The organism is Streptomyces sp. PTY087I2 (assembly GCF_001687325.1).
Taxonomy (GTDB): Bacteria; Actinomycetota; Actinomycetes; order Streptomycetales; family Streptomycetaceae; genus Streptomyces.
The window spans coordinates 56,155-75,432 of sequence record NZ_LZRD01000012.1 but is presented as its reverse complement, the minus strand read 5'-3'; the positions used below and the strand labels follow the sequence as shown (position 1 = coordinate 75,432).

At 72.5% G+C, this 19,278-nt stretch carries 16 protein-coding genes and 1 pseudogene; 8 read left to right on the top strand and 9 right to left on the bottom strand.

Going from position 1 to position 19,278, the window contains the following annotated elements; all coding sequences use genetic code 11:
- The first annotated feature begins 11 nt into the window (after positions 1-11).
- Positions 12-572 (top strand): class I SAM-dependent methyltransferase, encoded by a 561-nt coding sequence (locus tag A3Q37_RS15275; protein ID WP_065484339.1) that lies wholly within the window; start codon positions 12-14, stop codon positions 570-572.
- 48 nt (positions 573-620) lie between these two features.
- Here the strand turns inward: A3Q37_RS15275 and A3Q37_RS15270 are convergent, their stop codons facing one another.
- On the bottom strand, positions 621-1,550 hold the full coding sequence (locus A3Q37_RS15270; protein ID WP_065484336.1) for a helix-turn-helix domain-containing protein: 930 nt from the start codon (positions 1,548-1,550) through the stop codon (positions 621-623).
- 162 nt (positions 1,551-1,712) lie between these two features.
- Between A3Q37_RS15270 and A3Q37_RS15265 the strand changes: the two genes are divergently transcribed.
- Both A3Q37_RS15265 and A3Q37_RS15260 read left to right on the top strand, forming a co-directional pair.
- On the top strand, positions 1,713-2,753 hold the full coding sequence (locus tag A3Q37_RS15265; protein WP_065484332.1) for an NAD(P)-dependent alcohol dehydrogenase: 1,041 nt from the start codon (positions 1,713-1,715) through the stop codon (positions 2,751-2,753).
- A gap of 317 nt (positions 2,754-3,070) precedes the next feature.
- Positions 3,071-5,197, top strand: coding sequence for an FUSC family protein (locus tag A3Q37_RS15260; RefSeq protein ID WP_065484329.1), 2,127 nt, complete (start codon positions 3,071-3,073; stop codon positions 5,195-5,197).
- 14 nt (positions 5,198-5,211) lie between these two features.
- On the opposite strand, the gene A3Q37_RS15255 is transcribed toward A3Q37_RS15260, so the two are convergent.
- Together A3Q37_RS15255 and A3Q37_RS15250 are read right to left on the bottom strand one after the other, a co-directional pair.
- Entirely contained in the window at positions 5,212-6,327 is a 1,116-nt protein-coding gene (locus A3Q37_RS15255; RefSeq protein WP_065484327.1) for an AI-2E family transporter, read from the bottom strand.
- Between the two features lie 89 nt (positions 6,328-6,416).
- Complete coding sequence (locus tag A3Q37_RS15250) at positions 6,417-8,630, bottom strand: AAA family ATPase (protein WP_065484322.1); 2,214 nt, start codon at positions 8,628-8,630, stop codon at positions 6,417-6,419.
- Between the two features lie 166 nt (positions 8,631-8,796).
- Between A3Q37_RS15250 and A3Q37_RS15245 the strand changes: the two genes are divergently transcribed.
- Entirely contained in the window at positions 8,797-9,243 is a 447-nt protein-coding gene (locus A3Q37_RS15245; protein WP_065484319.1) for an SRPBCC family protein, read from the top strand.
- A 192-nt stretch (positions 9,244-9,435) separates the two neighbouring features.
- Here A3Q37_RS15245 and A3Q37_RS15240 read toward each other — a convergent pair whose 3' ends face one another.
- Entirely contained in the window at positions 9,436-11,334 is a 1,899-nt protein-coding gene (locus A3Q37_RS15240) for an RICIN domain-containing protein (RefSeq protein ID WP_065484316.1), read from the bottom strand.
- A 218-nt stretch (positions 11,335-11,552) separates the two neighbouring features.
- Here A3Q37_RS15240 and A3Q37_RS15235 point away from each other — a divergent pair, with 218 nt between their 5' ends.
- Positions 11,553-12,215, top strand: a complete 663-nt coding sequence (locus A3Q37_RS15235; protein WP_255311825.1) for a TetR/AcrR family transcriptional regulator — start codon at positions 11,553-11,555, stop codon at positions 12,213-12,215.
- Positions 12,216-12,328: 113 nt separating this feature from the next.
- Here A3Q37_RS15235 and A3Q37_RS15230 read toward each other — a convergent pair whose 3' ends face one another.
- Entirely contained in the window at positions 12,329-13,396 is a 1,068-nt protein-coding gene (locus A3Q37_RS15230) for a MerR family transcriptional regulator (RefSeq protein ID WP_065484308.1), read from the bottom strand.
- Positions 13,397-13,491: 95 nt separating this feature from the next.
- On the opposite strand from A3Q37_RS15230, the gene A3Q37_RS15225 reads away from it, so the two are divergent.
- Entirely contained in the window at positions 13,492-15,039 is a 1,548-nt protein-coding gene (locus A3Q37_RS15225; protein WP_065484305.1) for an alpha/beta fold hydrolase, read from the top strand.
- A 36-nt stretch (positions 15,040-15,075) separates the two neighbouring features.
- On the opposite strand, the gene A3Q37_RS15220 is transcribed toward A3Q37_RS15225, so the two are convergent.
- The gene (locus A3Q37_RS15220; protein WP_065484303.1) at positions 15,076-15,486 is read right to left on the bottom strand and encodes an Ohr family peroxiredoxin; all 411 of its coding nucleotides are present in this window, start codon (positions 15,484-15,486) and stop codon (positions 15,076-15,078) included.
- Positions 15,487-15,599: 113 nt separating this feature from the next.
- Between A3Q37_RS15220 and A3Q37_RS15215 the strand changes: the two genes are divergently transcribed.
- Positions 15,600-16,088 carry a MarR family winged helix-turn-helix transcriptional regulator gene (locus A3Q37_RS15215; RefSeq protein WP_065484300.1) on the top strand — a complete coding sequence of 163 codons (489 nt, stop codon included), beginning with the start codon at positions 15,600-15,602 and terminating at the stop codon, positions 16,086-16,088.
- Positions 16,082-16,549, top strand: a pseudogene (locus A3Q37_RS15210) (hypothetical protein); the annotation flags it as partial. The gene A3Q37_RS15215 and the pseudogene A3Q37_RS15210, both read left to right, overlap by 7 nt.
- A gap of 25 nt (positions 16,550-16,574) precedes the next feature.
- Here A3Q37_RS15210 and thpR read toward each other — a convergent pair.
- The 3 genes from thpR to A3Q37_RS15195 all read right to left on the bottom strand — a co-directional run bounded on the left by thpR (position 16,575) and on the right by A3Q37_RS15195 (position 18,989).
- Complete coding sequence (thpR, locus tag A3Q37_RS15205) at positions 16,575-17,201, bottom strand: RNA 2',3'-cyclic phosphodiesterase (RefSeq protein ID WP_065484850.1); 627 nt, start codon at positions 17,199-17,201, stop codon at positions 16,575-16,577.
- Positions 17,202-17,313: 112 nt separating this feature from the next.
- Positions 17,314-18,318 carry a GlxA family transcriptional regulator gene (locus tag A3Q37_RS15200; RefSeq protein ID WP_255311824.1) on the bottom strand — a complete coding sequence of 335 codons (1,005 nt, stop codon included), beginning with the start codon at positions 18,316-18,318 and terminating at the stop codon, positions 17,314-17,316.
- Complete coding sequence (locus A3Q37_RS15195; protein WP_065484846.1) at positions 18,315-18,989, bottom strand: HD domain-containing protein; 675 nt, start codon at positions 18,987-18,989, stop codon at positions 18,315-18,317. The genes A3Q37_RS15200 and A3Q37_RS15195 overlap by 4 nt, the downstream gene beginning before the upstream one ends.
- Between the last annotated feature and the right edge of the window lie 289 nt (positions 18,990-19,278).

The window sequence follows — 19,278 nt, the reverse complement described above, 5'->3', positions numbered from 1 at the left end:
ACCCCGGAGGAATGGGCATCAGCGGAGAGGCGTACGACCGGCTCTCCGGAAGGCTGCTCAGCGGCATCTACCGCCGGGCCGCCGACGACGTCTGCCGGGCCCCGCAAGGAGCCCTCGTCCTCGACATCGGCACCGGCCCCGGCCGGCTCCTCCTCGACATCGCCCGCAGGCGGCCCGATCTCCGTCCGCACGGCGTCGACGTCTCCGCCTCCATGACCGAGCGGGCCCGGCACAACATGCGGCAGCACGGCCACGGACACCGCGTCACCATCCACCTCGCCGAGGCCGACGCGGTTCCGCTGCCCGACGCCTGCGCCGACGTCGTCGTCTCCACGCTGAGCATGCACCACTGGACCGATGTGCCCGAGGCCGTCACCGAAATGACGCGGGTTCTGCGTCCCGGCGGCCGGATCGTCATCCACGACTTCCGCGCCACGTCCGACGAGCCGCTCAACCGGACCGTCGCGGCCCGCCCGGAATTCGCGGGCCGCACCGTCCGGCGCACCCTCGTCACCGGCACACCCTGGATCCCTCTCCCGCTGTTCGCCCGCATGACGGTCGAACGCGCCTGAGCGAAGACCCTCCGACACCACCTGGCGGTCCCGGCCGCAAGCCCGCCCTCACCGCTCGTCCGCCGGACCCCGTACCCCGCCGCCGATCACATCCGCCCGGCCCGCGTCGGCGCCCCAGCTCGCCAGCAGACGCAGGGCCTGGGCCGACTCCGACCCCGGCTCCGCGTGATAGGTCACCAACTGCTGGTCCTCGTCGTCCGGGAGGTTCAGCGTCTCGTACGACAGGGTCAGGTCACCGACGAGCGGATGCCGGATCAGCTTGCTGCCGTGGCCCTTCTCCTTGACGTTGTGCGTGGCCCACAGCCGCCGGAACTCCTCGCTCTTCAGCGAGAGTTCGCCCACCAGCGCCGACAACTGCGGATCGTCGGGATGGCGGCCCGCATACAGCCGCAGATAGCTGACCATGTCCGAGGCCTTGGAGTCCCAGTTCAGGAACAGGTCCCGGTAGGCGGGGGAGAGGAACACCAGACGTGCCCAGTTCCGCTCGGCCGCCGGCAGCGCGGCCCAGTCGCCGAACACCGCCGCCGCCATCGGATTCCAGGCGAGGATGTCGGACCGCGCCCCGGCCACGTACGCGGGAATGCCCTCCATGCTGTCGAGGAGGTACAGCAGCCCGGTCCGCACCCGCTGCACCTTCGCCGGGCGGCGCTTCTTCTTGTGCCGCGCCGGCCTCGCCAGATGGGTCAGATGCGCGTGCTCGGCGTCGGTGAGCCGCAGCGCACGCGCGATCGCGTCCAGCACCTCGGCCGACACATTGCGCCCGTTGCCCTGCTCCAGACGCGTGTAGTACGCCACGGAGACCCCGGCCAGCTGCGCCAGCTCCTCGCGGCGCAGACCGGGCACCCGGCGGTGCCGGCCGAACTCCGGCAACCCCACGTCCTGCGGCTGGAGCTTCGCCCTCCGGGTGCGCAGAAACTCCGAGAGTTCGGCCCGCCGGTCCAACGGCTCCGGCGCGGCGGCCTCCGGCTGATCGTCCATGGGCTCCATTATTCCTGCGACGCGTGGTCGTAGGCGGCCCAGCCTGTCCCCGTCAGTAGTAGGACCACTGGTCGTAGGCAGAGCGGTGGCCTGGGTAAACGCCGGGCACGGAGTGAGGCTGGGACACGTTCCTACCGCATCACCCAGAGGAGAACCTCCGGCATGACCACCGTTGCCGCCTACGCCGCTCCCCGTGCCAAGGCCCCGCTGGAGCGCACCACGATCGAGCGTCGTCCGGTGGGCGAGTTCGACATCCTGATCGACATCAAGTTCGCCGGAATCTGTCACTCCGACATCCACCAGGCCCGCGACGGCTGGGGCGAGGGCATCTTCCCCATGGTCCCCGGCCACGAGATCGCCGGGATCGTCGCCGAGACCGGCTCCGGGGTCACCCGGTTCAAGGTCGGCGACCGCGTCGGCGTCGGCTGCATGGTCGACTCCTGCGGGCAGTGCGACGCCTGCCTGATGGGCCGCGAACAGCACTGCGCCGAGGGCAACACCCAGACGTACAACGCGCTCGACCGCAGCGGCGAGCCCACCTACGGCGGCTACTCGACGCACATCGTCGTGACCGAGGGATTCGCCGTCTCCATCCCCGAGGGCATCGCCCTCGACGAGGCCGCACCGCTCCTGTGCGCGGGCATCACCACCTACTCCCCGCTCAAGCGCTGGGGCGCGGGCCCCGGCAAGAAGGTCGCCGTCGTCGGCCTCGGCGGCCTCGGCCACATGGCCGTCAAGATCGCGCACGCGCTCGGCGCCGAGGTCACCGTCCTCTCCCAGTCGCTGCGGAAGAAGGACGACGGGCTCAAGCTGGGCGCCGACCATTACTACGCGACCAGTGACCCCAAGACCTTCGAGGAGCTGGCCGGCACCTTCGACGTCATCCTCTCCACGGTCTCGGCCCCGCTGGACTTCGGCGCCTACCTCGGCCTGCTGCGCACCGAGGGCACCCTCGTCAACGTGGGCGCCCCCGAGGAGCCGATCTCGCTGAACCTCTTCTCCCTGATCCTCGGCAACAGGTCGATCGCGGGTTCGGCGATCGGCGGGATCAAGGAGACCCAGGAGATGCTGGACTTCTGCGCCGTGCACGGCCTCGGCGCCGAGATCGAGGTGATCGACGCCGGCCAGGTCAACGAGGCGTACGAGCGGGTTCTCGCGAGCGACGTCCGCTACCGCTTCGTGATCGACACCGCCACGATCTGACACGCCCCGCCCGTCGGAGGCGTCCGCCCCGAACACCTCAGGTGCCCGGGGCGGACGCCTCCGACGGTTCCCCCTCGTCGCGCGCGGGCACCCAGGTCCGGCCGACAATGGCGGAAGACGACCGGCGGACCGGTGACTGTGCCGCGCCGGAGGCCCGGCCCCGGGAGAGGAGCGTGCCGGATGAGCGCACAGCGGCTTTCCCCGGTCGGGACCTCGCGGGGCGCGCGGCCGAGTCCCCCCGGATCCATGGCCCCGCCGAGCGGTTCCTCGTCGCCCGCCGCCCTTCGCCCCGAGCCACCCCCGCAGGGGGCGGAACGGTGATCGCCCGGCCGCAGCGGGCCGCGATCCTCCGCCGGGCCGTCCGGGTCACCGTCGCGGCGAGCGTGGGGTTCTACCCCCTGCTGTACGGAGCCGGGCTCCCGGTCGCCGCCCTGTACGCGCTCTTCGCGGCCATCGCCATGGGCCTGCTCTCCGTGGTCCCCGGCTCCGGCCCCCAGCGGGCCTCCGTCATGCTCCGCGCCCTGCCCCCGGCACTGCTCCTCGCGACCCTGGGAACCCTGCTCGCGGTCGACACCTGGGCCGCCGTCGGCGGCATGCTCGTCGTCGGGTTCCTGCTGGCGTTCGTGGCCGTGGCCGGACCCCGCCCGGTCGGTATCGCCCCCGGCCTCCAGCTCTTCTACATCCTCGCCTGCTTCCCGCCGTACGCCCCCGGCACCCTCCTGGAGCGGCTGGCGGGACTCACGGCGGGCGCGCTGCTCCTCGCCGCCTGCGAGATCCTGCTGCCCGATCCGGCCGCACCCTCCTACCGGGAACGGCTGGCCGCCGCCCTCGACGAGGCGGCGCGCGGGGCCGCACCCGGAGGCGTACCGCCGCGGCGGCTGCGGGACGCCGGATCGACCCTGCGCCTGTCGGACGTACCCCCGGCGGAACGGCCGGCCGGCGCCGGCCGCACCGACCGCGCGCTGGAACAGGCCGGCCGCTCCGCACGCAGGCTCCTCGACCAGCTGGCCACCCTCGCCGAAGCCCCGCCCGCCCCGGCCGACCCCCAGACCGCCGCGCTCCTGGGCCGGGTCGCGGAGCTGTGTACCGCCTGCGCCCGGTTCCTGCGCACCGGCAGCCGGCCCCCGCCCGCCGGCGCGCTGGAGGAAGCCATGCGGCGCTTCCAGGCCGACCGGGTGCGGCTGGCCTCCGGGCCGCCCGGCGAACGGCTCCCCGTCGACGTGCTGCGACGGCAGTCCCGGGTGCTGGCGCTCGCCGAATCGGCGCGGATGGTCGAGATCACCGTCGACATCGCCACCCACGGCGGACCCACCGAACCCGCCGCCCCGCGCCAAGTGTTCTGGTACGCCGAACTCTCCACGCCCAGGCTGTGGGCCCGGCGCGTCCTCGGCAACGTCACCTTCCGGTCCGTGCTGTTCCAGAACGCCGTACGGACCGCGCTCGGCCTCGCCGCGGCCCGGGCGGTGGCCGGCTCCCTCGACCTCGCCCACGGGTTCTGGGTGCTCCTCGCCGTCCTGACCCTCGGACGTACGACCGCGGGAGAGACCTGGCGGGCGGTCCGCCTCGCGGTGGCGGGCAACGCGGCGGGCGCGCTGGTGGCCGGGGCGCTCGTCATCGGGCTCGGCCGGCACACCGACGTGTACGCCGCCCTGCTCGCCCCCGTCATGCTGGCGGCCTTCGCGCTGGGGCCGCTGCTGGGCATCGCGTACGCGCAGGCACTGTTCACGCTCGTCGTGGCCACCGCGTTCGCCCAGATCGCGCCGGTCACCTGGCGGCTGTCGGAGGCGCGGATGATCGACGTCGTCACCGGCAGCGTCATCGGCCTGCTCTGCGGCCTCCTGGCCTGGCCGGCCGGGGCACGGCGGGAGGTCCACCGGGCCATGGCAGGGCTGCTCAGATCGTGCGCCCCACTGGTGCCTGCGACGGCACAGGCGCTGCTCGCACCCCCGGGCGGTTCCCGTACCGCGCCGGAGATCCGGCCGGGCGTCCACCGGCTGCGCCTCGCCGAAGCGGCGTACGCCCAGTTCCGCGCCGAGACGCCCGCCGACGGGGAGAGCGACCGCGCCGACTGGCACGCCGTGCTCATCGCGGCCGGCCACATGCTCCTCGGTGCCCAGTGGCTGCCGCGCTTCGGCCTCCGCCCGGCCTCCGGCGCGACGGACGCGTCCGCCGCCTGGGCCCGGGGAACCGCGTCCGGCCTGGTGGCGGAGACCGACCGGATCGCCCGGCTGCTCACCGCCGAACGTCCGGAGCCAGCGCCGCGCACCGCACCGGAGAGCGCCCCGGACCGCGATCCGCCCTCGCCCCTGTCCGTGGACCTGGAGGTGTGGATGACGAGCCTCGCCCAGCAACTGGACCGCATCGAGTCCTCGCTCACGCCGAAGCCGAAGCCGAAGCCGATTCCACCGCCGGGCGCGGATCCGCCGAACACCCGCCCGGAATGACCGGCGTTCGCGTCCTAGGACGGGACAGGCGAATCCTCGGGCAGCTCCTCCGGCTCCGGCTCCTGCGGCTCCTCCACCAGCTGCTCGCGGAGGTAGTTCCAGACCACGGCGAGTACCGCCGCCACCGGCACGGCGAGCAGGCTCCCCACCACCCCCGCCAGGCTGCCGCCCAGCGTCACCGCGAGCAGCACGACCGCCGCGTGCAGGCCGAGCCCGCGGCTCTGGATCATGGGCTGGAACACATTGCCCTCCAGCTGCTGCACCACGACGATGATCCCCAGCACGAGCAGGGCGTCCATCGGCCCGTTCGACACCAGGGCGATGACCACCGCCACGAACCCGGCGAACAGCGCTCCCACGATCGGCACGAACGCGCAGACGAACGTCAGCACCGCCAGCGGCAGCACCAGCGGCACCCCGAGGATCCACAGGCCGAGGCCGATGAAGACCGCGTCCAGCAGACCGACGAACGCCTGGGACCGGACGAACGCGCCCAGGGTGTTCCAACTGCGGGACGCCACCTCGGGGATGTCGGTGGCGAGCCTGCCGGGAAGCTGACGGGTGAGCCACGGGAGGAAGCGCGGGCCGTCCTTGAGGAAGAAGAACATCAGGAAGAGCGCCAGAACCGCGGTGACCACCCCGTGGACCACGGTGCTCACTCCGGTCACGGCGGTGGTGACCACGCTGCCGACACTGTTCTGGAGCCGGTCGGTCGCGGTGTCGAGGGCTCCGGCGATCTGGTCGTCGCCGATGTTCAGCGGCGGACCGGCCGCCCACTCGCGGAGTTTGTCGATGCCCGCGACCACCCGGTCGGCCAGCTCCCCGGATTGGTCCGCCACCGGCACCGCGATCAGGGCCACGATGCCCGCCCCCACGAGCAGGGCGAACACCGTCACCGTCGACGCGGCCAGCGCCGGCCACCAGCCGTGGCGGCGAAGGAAGCGGGCGAGCGGCCAGGTCAGTGTGGTGAGGAACAGACCGACTATCAGCGGCCATACGACCGACCACATCCGGCCCAGCACCCACAACGCGACCGCCGCCGCCACGAGAACCAGCAGCAGCTCCGCGGAGACCCGCGCCGACGTGCGGAGAGCGGCCGCGGTCTTGGTCGAACTCAATGGCGAAGACATGGCGTCAGCCTATGGGTTCGGCAACCGCGTTCCGGCCACGCCCGTGGCCCGCCGGTACCCGGCGCCGGGCAGGCGGGCCACCCGGCCCGTCAGCGCAGCGCCGACGGCAGCCCCTCCCGGTGAACGATGCCGAGGCGCTGCGTGGCACGGGTGAGCGCCACATACAGATCGCTCGTCCCGAACAAGGCGGGTTCCACGACCAGCACATGGTCGAACTCGAGCCCCTTGGCCTGGCGCGGATCCAGCAGCACCACCGTCCGCGTCAGATCCGGGGCCTCACCCGCCGTCACCCCGTCCAGCGGGGCGGCGATCTCCTCGTGCACCGCGCGCGGCGCGATCACCGCGAGGCGCCCCTCCCGGGGCGTCAGTTCCGCGACGGCCTCGGCCACCGCGCCCGCCAGATCCGCCCCGGCCTCCCGCGTCCACGGCTTCTCACCGGTCGACCGCACCGACACGGGCGCGGTGAACGACGGGTCCTTCTCCCTCAGGACCCCGGCGGCCAGCTCCATGATCTCGGCGGGCGTACGGTAGTTGACCTCCAGCGTGACGTGCTCGAAGCGGTCACCGACGTACGGTCGCAGAATCTCCTCCCAGGACCCGACGCCCGCCTCCTCGGAGGTCTGGGCCGGGTCCCCGACCAGGGTCATCGAGCGGGTCGGCGCCCGCCGCATCAGCAGCCGCCACGCCATCGGCGACAGCTCCTGCGCCTCGTCGACGATGATGTGCCCGAACGCCCATGTACGGTCGGCGGCGGCCCGCTCGGCCGCCGTGCGGTGGTCGGCCTCCTCGTGCCGCTCCGCCATCCGCTCGGCGTCGATGATGTCGTGCGCGGCGAGCACCTCGGACTCCTCGTCCTCGAACTCGTAACTCTCCGAACCGCGCGACAGCTCCAGCACGCCCTGCGCGTACCCGACCCGCTCCTGCCGGGCGGCCTCCGCGGCCGCCCGCTCCGCGCTGTCGTCGACGCCCAGCAGCTCTGCGGCCTCGTCGAGCAGCGGTACGTCGGCGGGGGTCCACGCCCCGGCGGCCGGCCCGCGCCGAATCGCGTCGGCGTCCTCGTCCGGTACGTACACGGGGTCTGCCAGATAGTCGGCGAGGAAGCCCTCGGGGGTGAGCGGCGGCCACAGCTCGTCCACGGCCGCGTGCACCTCCTTGCTCAGCGCGACGTCCCGGCCGAGCTGGGCCACGTCGTCGGGGCCGAGGAAGTTGGGCCCGCCGTACGGGTCCGCGCCGATGCGCTCGACGAGCTGCGCGGTGAGCGCGTCGATGACCCGGAAGACGAAGTGCGGACGGGCGAGATTGTGCGGCAGCCGGGTGTCCCGGGCCGCCTGCCGGGCCTCGTAGGCGATCTCCCAGTCCAGGATCAGATCCCCGCCGTCCTCGTGCGGGATCACCATCGCCGCCCCGGGCTCCGGCAGCCGCTGCCGGTCCCGTACAGCCAGGGCGAGGGCCTCGGCCATCGCCGCGCCGCCCTTGACGGCGGCGGCGCGCGGCGTGTCCGTCCCCGTGGCGTGCACCCCGGGGAACAGCTCGGCCTGGGTGGCGAGGAGCACCCCGGTCTCGCCGAGCGACGGCAGCACCTCCGCGATGTAGCGCAGGAACGCCGGGTTGGGGCCCACGATGAGCACGGCGCGCTTGGCCAGCAGCTCACGGTGCTCGTACAGCAGGAACGCGGCCCGGTGCAGCGCCACGGCCGTCTTTCCGGTGCCGGGGCCGCCCTCGACGACGAGGACACCGCGGTGCGGGGCCCGGATGATGCCGTCCTGCTCGGCCTGGATGGTCCGCACGATGTCGCCCATGCGCCCGGTGCGCGCGGAATTGAGCGCCGCGAGCAGCACGGCGTCGCCGTTCGGATCCTCGAAACCGGTGCGGTCGTCGTCTCCGAGATCAAGGATCTCGTCATGGAGCTCGGTGACCGTGCGGCCCTCGGTGGTGATGTGGCGACGCCGGCGCAGACCCATCGGCGTGTGTCCCGTGGCGAGATAGAAGGGACGCGCCACCGGCGCACGCCAGTCGATCAGAACGGGCGTGTGGTCGGCGTCGTCCTCCCGGATCCCGATCCGGCCGATATGGTGCGCGAGCCCGTCGGAGCGGTCGATGCGGCCGAAACACAAGGAGCCGTCCACCGCGTTCAGCGCCGCGAGCAGCCCCGAGCGCTCCGCCACGAGGATGTCCCGCTCCAGCCGCGCCTGCTGGCCCGTGCCGACCGGCGTCAACGCGTGCTCGACACCCTCGGCCGCCACCCCGCGCAGCGCGTCGACCCGGGCATGGAGCCGATCGATGAATTCCTGCTCTTCCCGCAATTCGTCGCTTTCCCGGTTTGACAAAACGGCTCCCCGCCAGATATATTCGTATCCATAAGGCCTCCGCGTGGGGCCTTTCTGCATGTGCGCGGAAGAATCCAATATACGCGCGATAAACCCCGGACCGCAATGACGGCCCGGGGAGCCGGGAAGACCGGAGAGAGCCATGAGCACACAGTTCGAAGCCACGGTCGACATCGACCGCCCCATCGAGGAAGTCTTCGACTATCTCGCGGACGGCCAGAACGACCCCGAGTTCAGCCCACGGGTCCAGCGCATCGAGAAAACCCCCACCGGCCCGACCCACGTCGGCACCGTCTTCCACAGCACCGTCAAAGACGCGGGCATGACCACCCGGCGTGATTTCGAGATCAGCGAACTGGTCGCCCCGACCCGCATCCGCTGGCAGGAGCAGTCCAAGAACCTCATCACCGCTGCCGAGGGCGGCTACGACCTCGAAGCCACACCGGACGGCGGCACACACGTGAGGCTCTTCAACGTCCTCGAAGGCCACGGAGTCGGCAAACTGCTGGTCGGCTTCGCGGGAAGCGCCGCCCGCAAGGACGCACCGGCGTTCGGACAGCGCATCAAGGAAGCGGTCGAAGGGACCTGATCCGCTGTCAGTCCGGCAGGGGGACGCGGATCACCCGGTCGAACGGGTGCTTGTCGAAACCGCCGCGCACACCGCGACCTACTGGCGCCGTCACCACACCCCGCGTCGGCGAACACGCGCCGCGGCGGCTCCCCTGGTCCGGAGAGCCGCCGCGCTCCCGGTCGCCCGTGTCAGGCTCCCGGTCGAGGTGTGTCAGCGGGTCAGGGCGAACACCTGGGCCGAGGAACCGGAGCAGGGCTGCTGCGAGAGCCTGGCCCCGTTGGCCGTCGAGGAGTTGTCGACGGCCAGGCACTTGCCGCTGTGACGGGCGACGAAGCGGTACTGCCCGGCACCGGCCAGGGCCTCGGGCCGCCACTGCTGGTTGACGCCACCCTCGTACGACCACAGGTGCACCTTGGTGCCGTCGGCGGTCGCCCCGGCACCGCCGTCGACGTCCCAGGCCTTCGCGTTGTGCCGGTTCACCACCTGGTAATGGCCGGAGTCGGTCGGCCGGAACTGCCAGCCCTGGTTGGCCCCGGTCCCGCAGGCCCACTGCTGCAACGCGGTGCCGTTGGCCGTACCCCAGTCGGCCGCGTCCAGGCAGGCGCCGCTGTTGGCGTTGCGCACCTGGTACCAGGCCGCGGGGTCGATGGAGCCCACGGGCGGCTCGGTCGTTCCGCCGCTCCCGTCCCAGGTGAAGGTCGCGACGGCCCCCGCGGGCAGGGTGTACGCGAGCGACCTGCCGTTGTCCGTCAGGGAGAACCGCTGAGAGCCCGAAGCGGTGTTGACGACCACGGCCGCCCGGCTGCCGTCGCTGTTCTGGAAGGCGACGTTCTGCACCCCGCCGGCGCCCTGGCTGGTGGAACCGATCCGGTCCGCCCCCGCCTTGATGAACTTCGAGACGTGGCCCAGGACATAGAACTCGGCGTTACGGGTGACCTGCCCGCCGTCGATCTCGACGATGCCGTTGCAGCGGTTGGTGCAGTGCCCTTGGTGAGGGCCGCCGTTCCGGTCGAGTGCGAGGTTCCAGTTGATGACCGTCTCGCCGCCGTTACGCATGTTCTGCACGACGAGGTTCTCGGCGTGCCACCTCAGCGTGTCGCCGAACGTCGTCGCCGGGTTCTCGCTGTCGGTACCGGAGCACTCCGTGAAGAAGACCCGCTTTCCGGCGTCGGCGATCTGCTTCTGCGCGGCGGGCGCCCCGCCGTAGCAGTGGAACGCGGCGCCGACGATCCGCTGGATGCCGCCCGTCCGGGCGAAGACGTCGAGCGGATAGTTCGGGTGGTCCCAGTTGTGGTCGTAGGCCAGGATGTTGGTCGGCAGGTTCGCGGCGGTCAACGTCTGGTCCAGCACGCGCAGGAAGTCCGCCTGCTGGGCCGAGGTCATGCTCATGGAGGGGTAACTCGTCGCGAACTCCGGCTCGTTCTGCGCCGTGAGATCGGTGAGCGTGATGCCCTCCTGCCCGTACGCCCTGATCGCCTTGACCAGATAGTCGGCGTAGGCCTGGTAGTGCTCGGCGCGCAGACTCCCGCCGTTGAGCGAGTTGTTGGTCTTCATCCAGGCCGGGGGCGACCAGGGCGAGCCCATGAAGCGGATGGCCGGGTTGACGGCGGTGGCCTGCTTCAGGACCGGGATGATCTGGCTCCGGTCCCGGTCGATGGAGAACGCGCCCCGGGTGTCCTCGTACGTGTACGGGTCGGTGTTCGCGTCGAAGTCGGTGCTGCCGAGCGGCTGGCGCAGGTAGTTGAGCCCGATGCCGTCACCCTCCGTGGAGAACAGCGACTTCAGGACCGTGGTGCGCTGCGCCTGGGGGAGACCCTGGAGGAGATGGGCGGAGGCGCCCGTCACGGAGGCTCCCGCGCCCGTGAACTTCTGCCCCTTGTCGGCGGCGTCGATCCGGATGTCGATCGCCTGCGGGGACTCCGTGAAGGGGACGTCGCCCTCCGGGGTGAGCTTCTTGGACCCGTCGGGCGTGGTGACCCACACCTGGGCGACCGGGTCGGCCGCCCGGGCCGTTCCGACGGTGCCATTGACGCCGAGTGCGGCGACGGTCACGACGAGCGCGGCGCCTGCCGCGCGCGCTCTGAAACGCGGGGGAGTGGAGCTTGGCATGGTTGCGGCTCTCCTTGGGTTCGTACCTGCTGACAGGCGGCACCCGGCGGACGGAGGGCGCGGCGGACGCCTCGGCTCCGGGGCAGGCCGGTCACGAGAGGGCGGGACAACGGCATGAAAGCACACCCACTAAGTGGTTAGTAAGTAGTCGGTTCCGGTGTTCTCGCGCGCTGTCCCGAAGATCTTCACCAGGACTCCGGCAGGCTTAAGCTGATCCGGTGAGCAACCAGTCAGTGAGCAGACCGGCACGCGGTCCGGCGGGACCCCGAACGCCGCGCAGCCCGGAAGCCCGGCAGCGGCAGCAGGACATCCTGGCCATCGCCATGGACACCTTCGCCGCCCGCGGCTACAACAACGCCTCGCTCGCCGAGATCGCGGACCGGGTCGGCCTCACCCAGGCCGGGGTGCTGCACTACTTCCGCTCCAAGGCCCTTCTCCTCACCAGCGTGCTCGAACTGCGCGACCAGCGGGACATCGAGCAGCTCGGCCCCGACCGCCCCCAGGGGCTGGACTTCCTGCGCCACCTGGTCAACACCGCACTGCGCAACGCGGAGCGCGAGGGCATCGTCCGGCTGTACGCGGTGCTCTCGGCGGAATCCGTCACCGACGACCACCCCGCCCAGGACTACTTCCGCGACCGCTACGACGGGCTGCGCGCCTTCGTCGCCGACGCCCTGCGGGAGGCCTGCGAACTGCCCGCCGACCGCGCGGATGTGGCCGACAACGCGGCCAACGCCATCATCGCGGTCATGGACGGGTTGCAGGTGCAGTGGCTCCTGGCGCCGGAATCCGTGGACATGGCCGCCTCGACGGATCTCGTGGTCACCTCGCTGCTGGCGACCCTCGCCCCTGAACGGTTCGGCCCGCACGCGGCAGGCTGAGGACAGGCCGGGCGGACCACCCACGGAGGGCGAACGGACTACCTGCCGGGCCGCCCACGCCGGGCCGAACACGCGTAGGGGCCACCTACGCAGAGGCGACCGAAGCCGGCGCCTCACCGACGGGCAGGCGCCTCACCGACAGGCCCGCGCTTTATCGGCGGGGCCGACGCCTCACCGACGGCCCCGCGCCGCGCACCACCGTGGCCGGACGCCGCCTCCAACTGCCCCTCCAGGGCCGCGAGGAGCCAGTCGTGCGCGGACCCCGGGGTCGGCTCGGGAGGGCCGCCCGGAGCGCTGATCACCTCGGCCGTCAGCTCCCAGTACCGGTCGATGCGCGGATCGTCCGCGAGCCGGCCGGCCAGGACGCGGCGGAAGCCAGGCGTGTCCCGGAGGCCGTACGTGCTCGCGTACGCGTCCACGAATCCGTCCAGCGCCTCACCGGGGAAGGGCTCCGCGCCACGGCGCAGTTCCGCCCCCGCCAGGTCGTACGCCTCGGCCAGGCCCGCGTACAGCACGGCCGACGCACGCGCCCCCGCGCCGCCGTGCGCCCGGGGCTGGCAGGACCCGGCCCCCACCCCGCCGCCGCACGGCCGGGTCACGAAGGCGTGCAGCCGGGCGAAGGCGAGGACCTGGGCCGGCCGGGGGTCGTCGGGCGGAGGCGGAACCGCGGCCTCCAGGAACGCGGCGACGGACCGGGCGGGCATCCGGGGCGGCAGCCACGCACGCCAGAACCGGGCCAGCGATGCGGTGCTCGGCGGGGCGGCGACCGCCCCGACCAGCCGTAGCCGACCGGGCCGTTCGGCCGGCGGGCATTCCTGTACGAGCCTCAGCGCGGCCTCCCGCCAGCGCAGCGCGGCGAGCTCGGACCCCAGGACCCGCAGCCGCCCGGCCACGGCGTCCTCCAGCGCGCCGCCCGCCCCGGCCCCCTCCCGTGCGCCCTGCGCGTCCTGCTCGTCAAGGATGCGGCGCACTTCGGGAACCGACAGATCCAGGCCGCGCAGCGAGCGGATCATGCCCAGCCGCTCCACGGCGTCCGGACCGTATCTGCGGTGCCCGCCGGCGCTGTGGGAGGCCTCCGGCAGCAGCCCGCGGTCCGAGTAGAAGCGGACGGTCTTAACGCTGACGCCCAGATGCTCGGCCAGCTCACCGATGGTGCACAGACCGTCGTGCGACGAGAACACTTGAACCTCCACCAGGGGGAGTTCCTACGGTACCGGCGAGCGCTGCCGGGAGCTTCGGGTCCGGGGCGCGGGAGACAGCGTGACGAGGAGGGATCATGACCGTATTCATCCTGGTGGCCGGGGCGTTCACCGGACCGTACGTCTGGCGGGACACCGCCGCGCAGCTGACGGCGGAAGGCGCCGAGGTCCACGCCGTGGCACTCACCGGACTCGGCAAGCACCCCACCGATGAGGGCGGGGCCGTCGACCTGGAGACCCATATCGCGGACGTACTCGCGGTGATCGACTCGGTGGTCGACGCGGCGGCGGCCGAGCCCGGTGGGGAGATCGTGCTCGTCGGCCATGACTACGGCATCCACCCGGTACTCGGCGCGGCCGACCGCCGGGCCCGGTCGATCGCCCGGATCGTCTACCTGGACTCCGGGATGCCGCAGGACGGCGTCCCCGCCCTGGCTGCCGTGCCGGACCCACTCCTGCGCGAAGAGGTGGCGGAGCGCGCCGCCGGGGCCGGGGCCGGGGAAGGGGCGACGGGAGGTGAACTGCCACCACCGGCCAGGGAAACGTGGCCCCGGTGGGGAAGCACCGCGGGCCTCTCCGGCGCGGCGCTCGAGGGGCTCACCGCCCTCGCGGCGCCGCAGCCGCTGGGCACACTGCTCCAGCCGCTGCGGCTCACCGGCGCCGCGGCGGCGGTACCCGCGACGGGGGTGCTGTGCACCCAAAACGGGCCGGGCGTCGAGATGCTCCAGATCATGGTGGACGTCGGCACCCCCGCCCTCCAAGCGCTCGCCGACGCCCGGGTGACCTTCTTCGAACTGCCCACCGGACACTGGCCGATGCTCTCCTGCCCCGGAGCGCTGGCCGAGACCCTGGCCGAGGCCGCGTCCGGCGGGGGACACCTGCTGACCCCCGCCGACCCCGGCCGTACGCCCGCCCATCTGCGGCCGTTCCTCCTCGACGTACCCGAACGCCCCCGCGAGCGGACCGGGAACACCGACCTGTATCTGCCGGACGGTCCGGGGCCGCACCCGGCCGTGGTGTTCGTGCACGGCGGCCCGGTACCCGCCGAGGCGACGCCCACGCCCCGGGACTGGCCGACCCTGACGGGGTACGCACGCCACGTCGCCGGACAGGGAGTCGGGGGCGTGACGCTCGACCACCGTCTGCACGCCGTGACGGACTACGAACAGGCCGCCGCCGACGTGGCCGACGCGGTGGAGCGGGTGCGCGCCGATCCACGCGTGGACGCGGACCGGATCGCGCTGTGGTTCTTCTCGGGCGGGGGCCCGATCACGGCGGAGTGGCTGACGGACCCGCCGGTGTGGCTGCGCTGCCTGGCCGCGAACTACCCGATTCTCGCGCCGCTGCCGGGCTGGGGGCTGACCGGCTCCCGCTTCCACCCCGTCCGGGCCCTCTCCCGCGCCGGTGACCTCCCCGTCGTCCTGGTCCGGGCGGGCCGGGAGAGCGCCGAGATCGCCGCGACCGTCGAAGAGTTCGTGACCGAGGCGACCCGCTGCGGGGCGAACCTGGAGATCATCGACGTACCGGAGGGGCGGCACGGCTTCGAGACGCTCGACCCGGCCGACGGGGCACGCGAGGTTGTGCACCGTGCGGTCGGTGCGGTGCTGGCCCGCTTGAAGGAGTGAGAGCCCGGGCCATGGCCCGGACCCCGCCGATGCCGGCTACTCGATGACCAGCTGGACGTCGATGTTGCCCCGGGTGGCCTTGGAGTACGGGCAGTAGGCGTGGGTGGCCTCGACCAGCTTCTGGCCGGTCTCGCCCGCGAGGGAGTCCGGGAGCTCCACGCGCATGACGACCGCGAGCCCGAAGCCGTCGCCGTCCTTGCCGATGGAGACCTCAGCGGTCACGGACGCGTCCTTGGTGTCGACCTTCATCTCGCGGCCGACCGCTGCCATCGCGCTGGCGAAACAGGCCGCGTAGCCCGCGGCGAAGAGCTGCTCGGGGTTGGTGCCCTTGCCGTTGCCACCGAGGGCCGGCGGCATGGCCAGGGGCAGGTCGAGCCGGCCGTCCGAGCTGACGGCACGGCCCTCGCGGCCGTTGGCGGTGGCGGCGGCGGTGTACAACGCGTCCATGGGATGACCCTCCTCTGGAGCCCCGACCCGGCTGGTCGCGGCTACGGATATAAAGATTGCACACAACTAAGTTGTGCACAACTCGATGGGGCGTGCGGCGGTACGCTGGTTCCATGACCACTGCTCCGAGCGCCTCGCCCGACCTCTCCGCCATCCCTGACGCGGAGCTGCTGCGACTGGACCACCAGGTGTGCTTCTCGCTGCACGCCGCCTCGCGGGCGTTCGGCGGTTACTACCGGCGGGCGCTGAAGGATCTCGGGCTCACCTACTCGCAGTACCTGGTCATGCTGGTCCTCTGGGAACAGGGCCCGCAGTCGGTCAAGGCCATCGGGGAACGGCTCCACCTGGACTCGGGAACCCTGTCGCCGCTGCTCAAGCGACTGGAGAGCGCCGGCCTGGTCCGGCGCGAACGCAGCCGCGAGGACGAGCGCTCCGTCGTGATCGAACTGACCGACGAGGGCGCGGGGCTGCGCGAGCGCGCGCTGTCCGTCCCGCGCGGCGTGCTCGTCGCCACCGGTCTGTCGCTGGAGGAGGTTCTCGGATTGCAGGAAATCCTGGGCCGACTCACGGGCGCGCTGGGGGAGGCGGCGGACGCCGACTGACAGTGCAACCTGTCGACTACCGCACCGCCGGAAAGCCCTTCGACGCCGCGCTCATGGCCGCGCCCGACGTGCAACTGGCGATGCTGCGGTCGCTCTACGAAGCCAAGCGGTCCGTCGACCGGCCGGCCGAGAGCGCGGCCACCGTCGCCGGACGCGGTGGCTCCAGCTACGCGCAGCTCGGCGCGGCCTGGGGCGGCATCAAGCGCCAGTCGGCCCGCCTCAAGTGGCCCCACGCGGTACCGGAGAAGTCCGCCAGTGAGTCGATCCCGCTCCACTACGCGGGGGGTGACGCCGTGATTCACCACGACCCGGGCGCCGACGCCTGGTGGTACACCGCCACGGGCGCCGACCTCCAGGAGGACGAGTCGGAGGCCGTCCACGGCACATCCGCCGAGGCCATCGCGCGGGCGACCGAGTTTCTGCTGACGCACGCAGGGCCCACGCGGCACGACACCACGTGACCGCGTCGCAGAGGAGGGGGCGGGCTCAGCCGCCGGCCCCGTGGCGGAAGTCCCAGGCCTCGATGTCGCGGTAGTGGATCGGCCCCGGACCACGGCCGATGTTGCTGCCCACCAGGTGGAGACGCCCGGCCTCCCACTCCCGGCCGCCGAACGCGGCGAGTGAGGCCGCGGCCTCCACCGTGTCCGCGTGGTCGCCCCGGCGGGACCGGGCCAGCGTCAGATGCGGCCGGAGCGGCCGCTCGGGGAAGGAGACACCGCACTCCCTGACAAGCGTGCGTACGTCGACGGCGAGGCGGTGCAGCCCTTCGAGGTCCCCCGTGACCCCGGTCCACAACACCCGCTCGTCGAAGTGCCCGCCGCCGTTCAGCGCCAGCCGCAACGGCCGTTGCCGGGCCGCGAACGCGGCGAGCGGAGGCATCAGGGGCGGAACGGCGGCGACCGGAAGTTCCCCGAGGAACGCGAGGGTGATGTGCCAGTCCTCGATGCGGTTCCACCGCATGCGCGGATAGGCGTCATAGGCCGGACGCAGTACGCGCGCCAGCTCGTCCTTCGCGTCGTCGGGCGGTGCGAGCGCCAGGAACACGCGGGTCGTCAGGGCCGGGACACGTCCGTCCGCAGGGTGGCCGGTCACGGCTTCGAGCGGTTCGTTCACCTGCTGTACCGTACGTGCCGGCCACACCCCCGCCGCGACGCGGGGCCGACGACGGGCTCCGGCGCCTGCCGTGCGAGCGGCCCCGCTCGGCGGCGCCCGTCCGCGGCAAGGCTCAGCCGTCCACCTGTGCCGCCGCGCCTGCCGCCGTCGCCGTCGTCCGGAACCGGGCCCGGTAGTGGGTGGGGGAGAGGCCCAGCGTCTGCTGGAACGCCCGGCGCATCGTCTCGGCCGATCCAAAACCCGCTCCCTCGGCCACCGCCTCGATGGGATCGGTGCCCGAGGCCAGGAGCGCCTGGGCGGCCTCCAGGCGTACGGATTCGATGTACTGGGCGGGCGAGAGCCCGGTCTCGCCGCGGAACAGCCGGCTCAGATGCCGGGCCGAGACCCTGCCGAGCCGGGCGAGCGTGGCCGGAGAGTGCGGACCGGCCGGGTCGGCGCTCACCGCGTCCATGGCCGCCCGTACGGCGGGATGCCCGGCCTCGCGCGGCCGCAGCCGGGCGCTGAACTGGGACTGGCCGCCCGGTCTGGCCATGAACACCACGAGCTCCCGCGCGGTGTCACGGGCCGGACCCGCGCCGTGGTCCTCCTCCACCAGGGACAGCGCCAGGTCCATGCCGGCGGTGATGCCCGCCGAGGTGATCACGGGGCCGTCGCGTACGAAGAGCGGATCGGACTCGACCGTCACTGCGGGGTAGGCGGCGGCCAGTTCACCGGCGAGCCGCCAGTGCGTCGCCGCCCTGCGGCCGTCCAGCAGACCCGCCTCGGCCAGCACGAACGCGCCCGCGCACACCGACGCCACCCGGCGGGACCGCCCGGCGAGATCCCGTACCCCGGACGTCAGCGCGGCGTCCTCCACCGCCCGCCGCCAGTCCCGCCGGCCCGGCACCAGCAGCGTTCCGAGCCGCCCCGGGAGACTGTCCAGGGGGCCGTCGACCCCGAGCCTGATCCCGCCGGAGGTCCGGACGTCCTGCCCGGTCACCGAGACGATCCGTACGTCGTAGCGGCCCCCGTGGCCGTTGGCCGTGGTGAACACCTCCGCCGGGCCGGTGACGTCGAGGAGCTGAACCCCGTCGAACGCCACGACGGCCACCAGGTGGGGGCGGGTGGCGCCGGTCACTCGGGCCAGGGGGAGTCGAGAACGGTGCGGACGAAGTCGCCGCGTTCGAAGCCGGGGACGTAGTGCTCCAGGACGTCGGCCTTGACGTTGCCGAACGTCGTCTCCGGTTTCGGGCCGACACCGTCGGTGAACGCCCCGAGGATCCGCCGTTTGAAGTCCGGCCGGGGATGGAGCGCGACGACCTCCGCCCGGTCGGCCGGGGAGAGATCCTCGTAACCGATGCCCAGTACGTCGTACTCCACCCCGGCGGTCACGAGGGCCACCTCGGGCTCCATGAACGACGGGATGCCCGGGGTCGTGTGCAGGGCGATGGCCGTCCAGACCCGCCGCACGCTGTCCTCCGGAACCCCGCGCGCCTGGAGGAAGCGACGCGCCTCGTCCGCGCTGTCCACCTCGAAGCGCCGACCGCTGGACCGGAAGGACTCGCCGAGGCCGAGATCATGGAACAGAGCCCCCACGTAAAGGAGTTCGGGGTCGAAGCTCAGGTCGCGGCGCTGCCCCTGGAGGGCTCCGAACCAGAAGACCCGGCACGAGTGGTGATAGATCAGCTCGCTGGCCGTGTCCCGCACCAGCTCGGCCGCCTCCCGGGCGAGCGCGGTGTCCGGAACCCGGACGCGCTCCGTGAGTGACGCACGGGCGGTCGACGTAGGGGTCGATGTATCGGTCGGCATGGGGTGTCCGCTCCCTTCCTCGAACGTCCGGACCATCCAGGTCATCCAGGTCATCCAGGCCATGGAGATCAGCTCACTCCAGCTTGGGCTTCCGGCCCCGGGTGCGCCATGTCCCGAGGGTCGGATATCCCACAGATCCGGACATGGCCCGACCATGGTCACGCGGACGCCGATGCGCTGGGAACCACCGCCGCCCGGCGTACTTTGCCTCACTGGCATACGCTCATGCCCATGACGCAAGAAGATGGTGAGCTGGACAGTCTGGTACGCAAACGGATCCGCGCCCTGC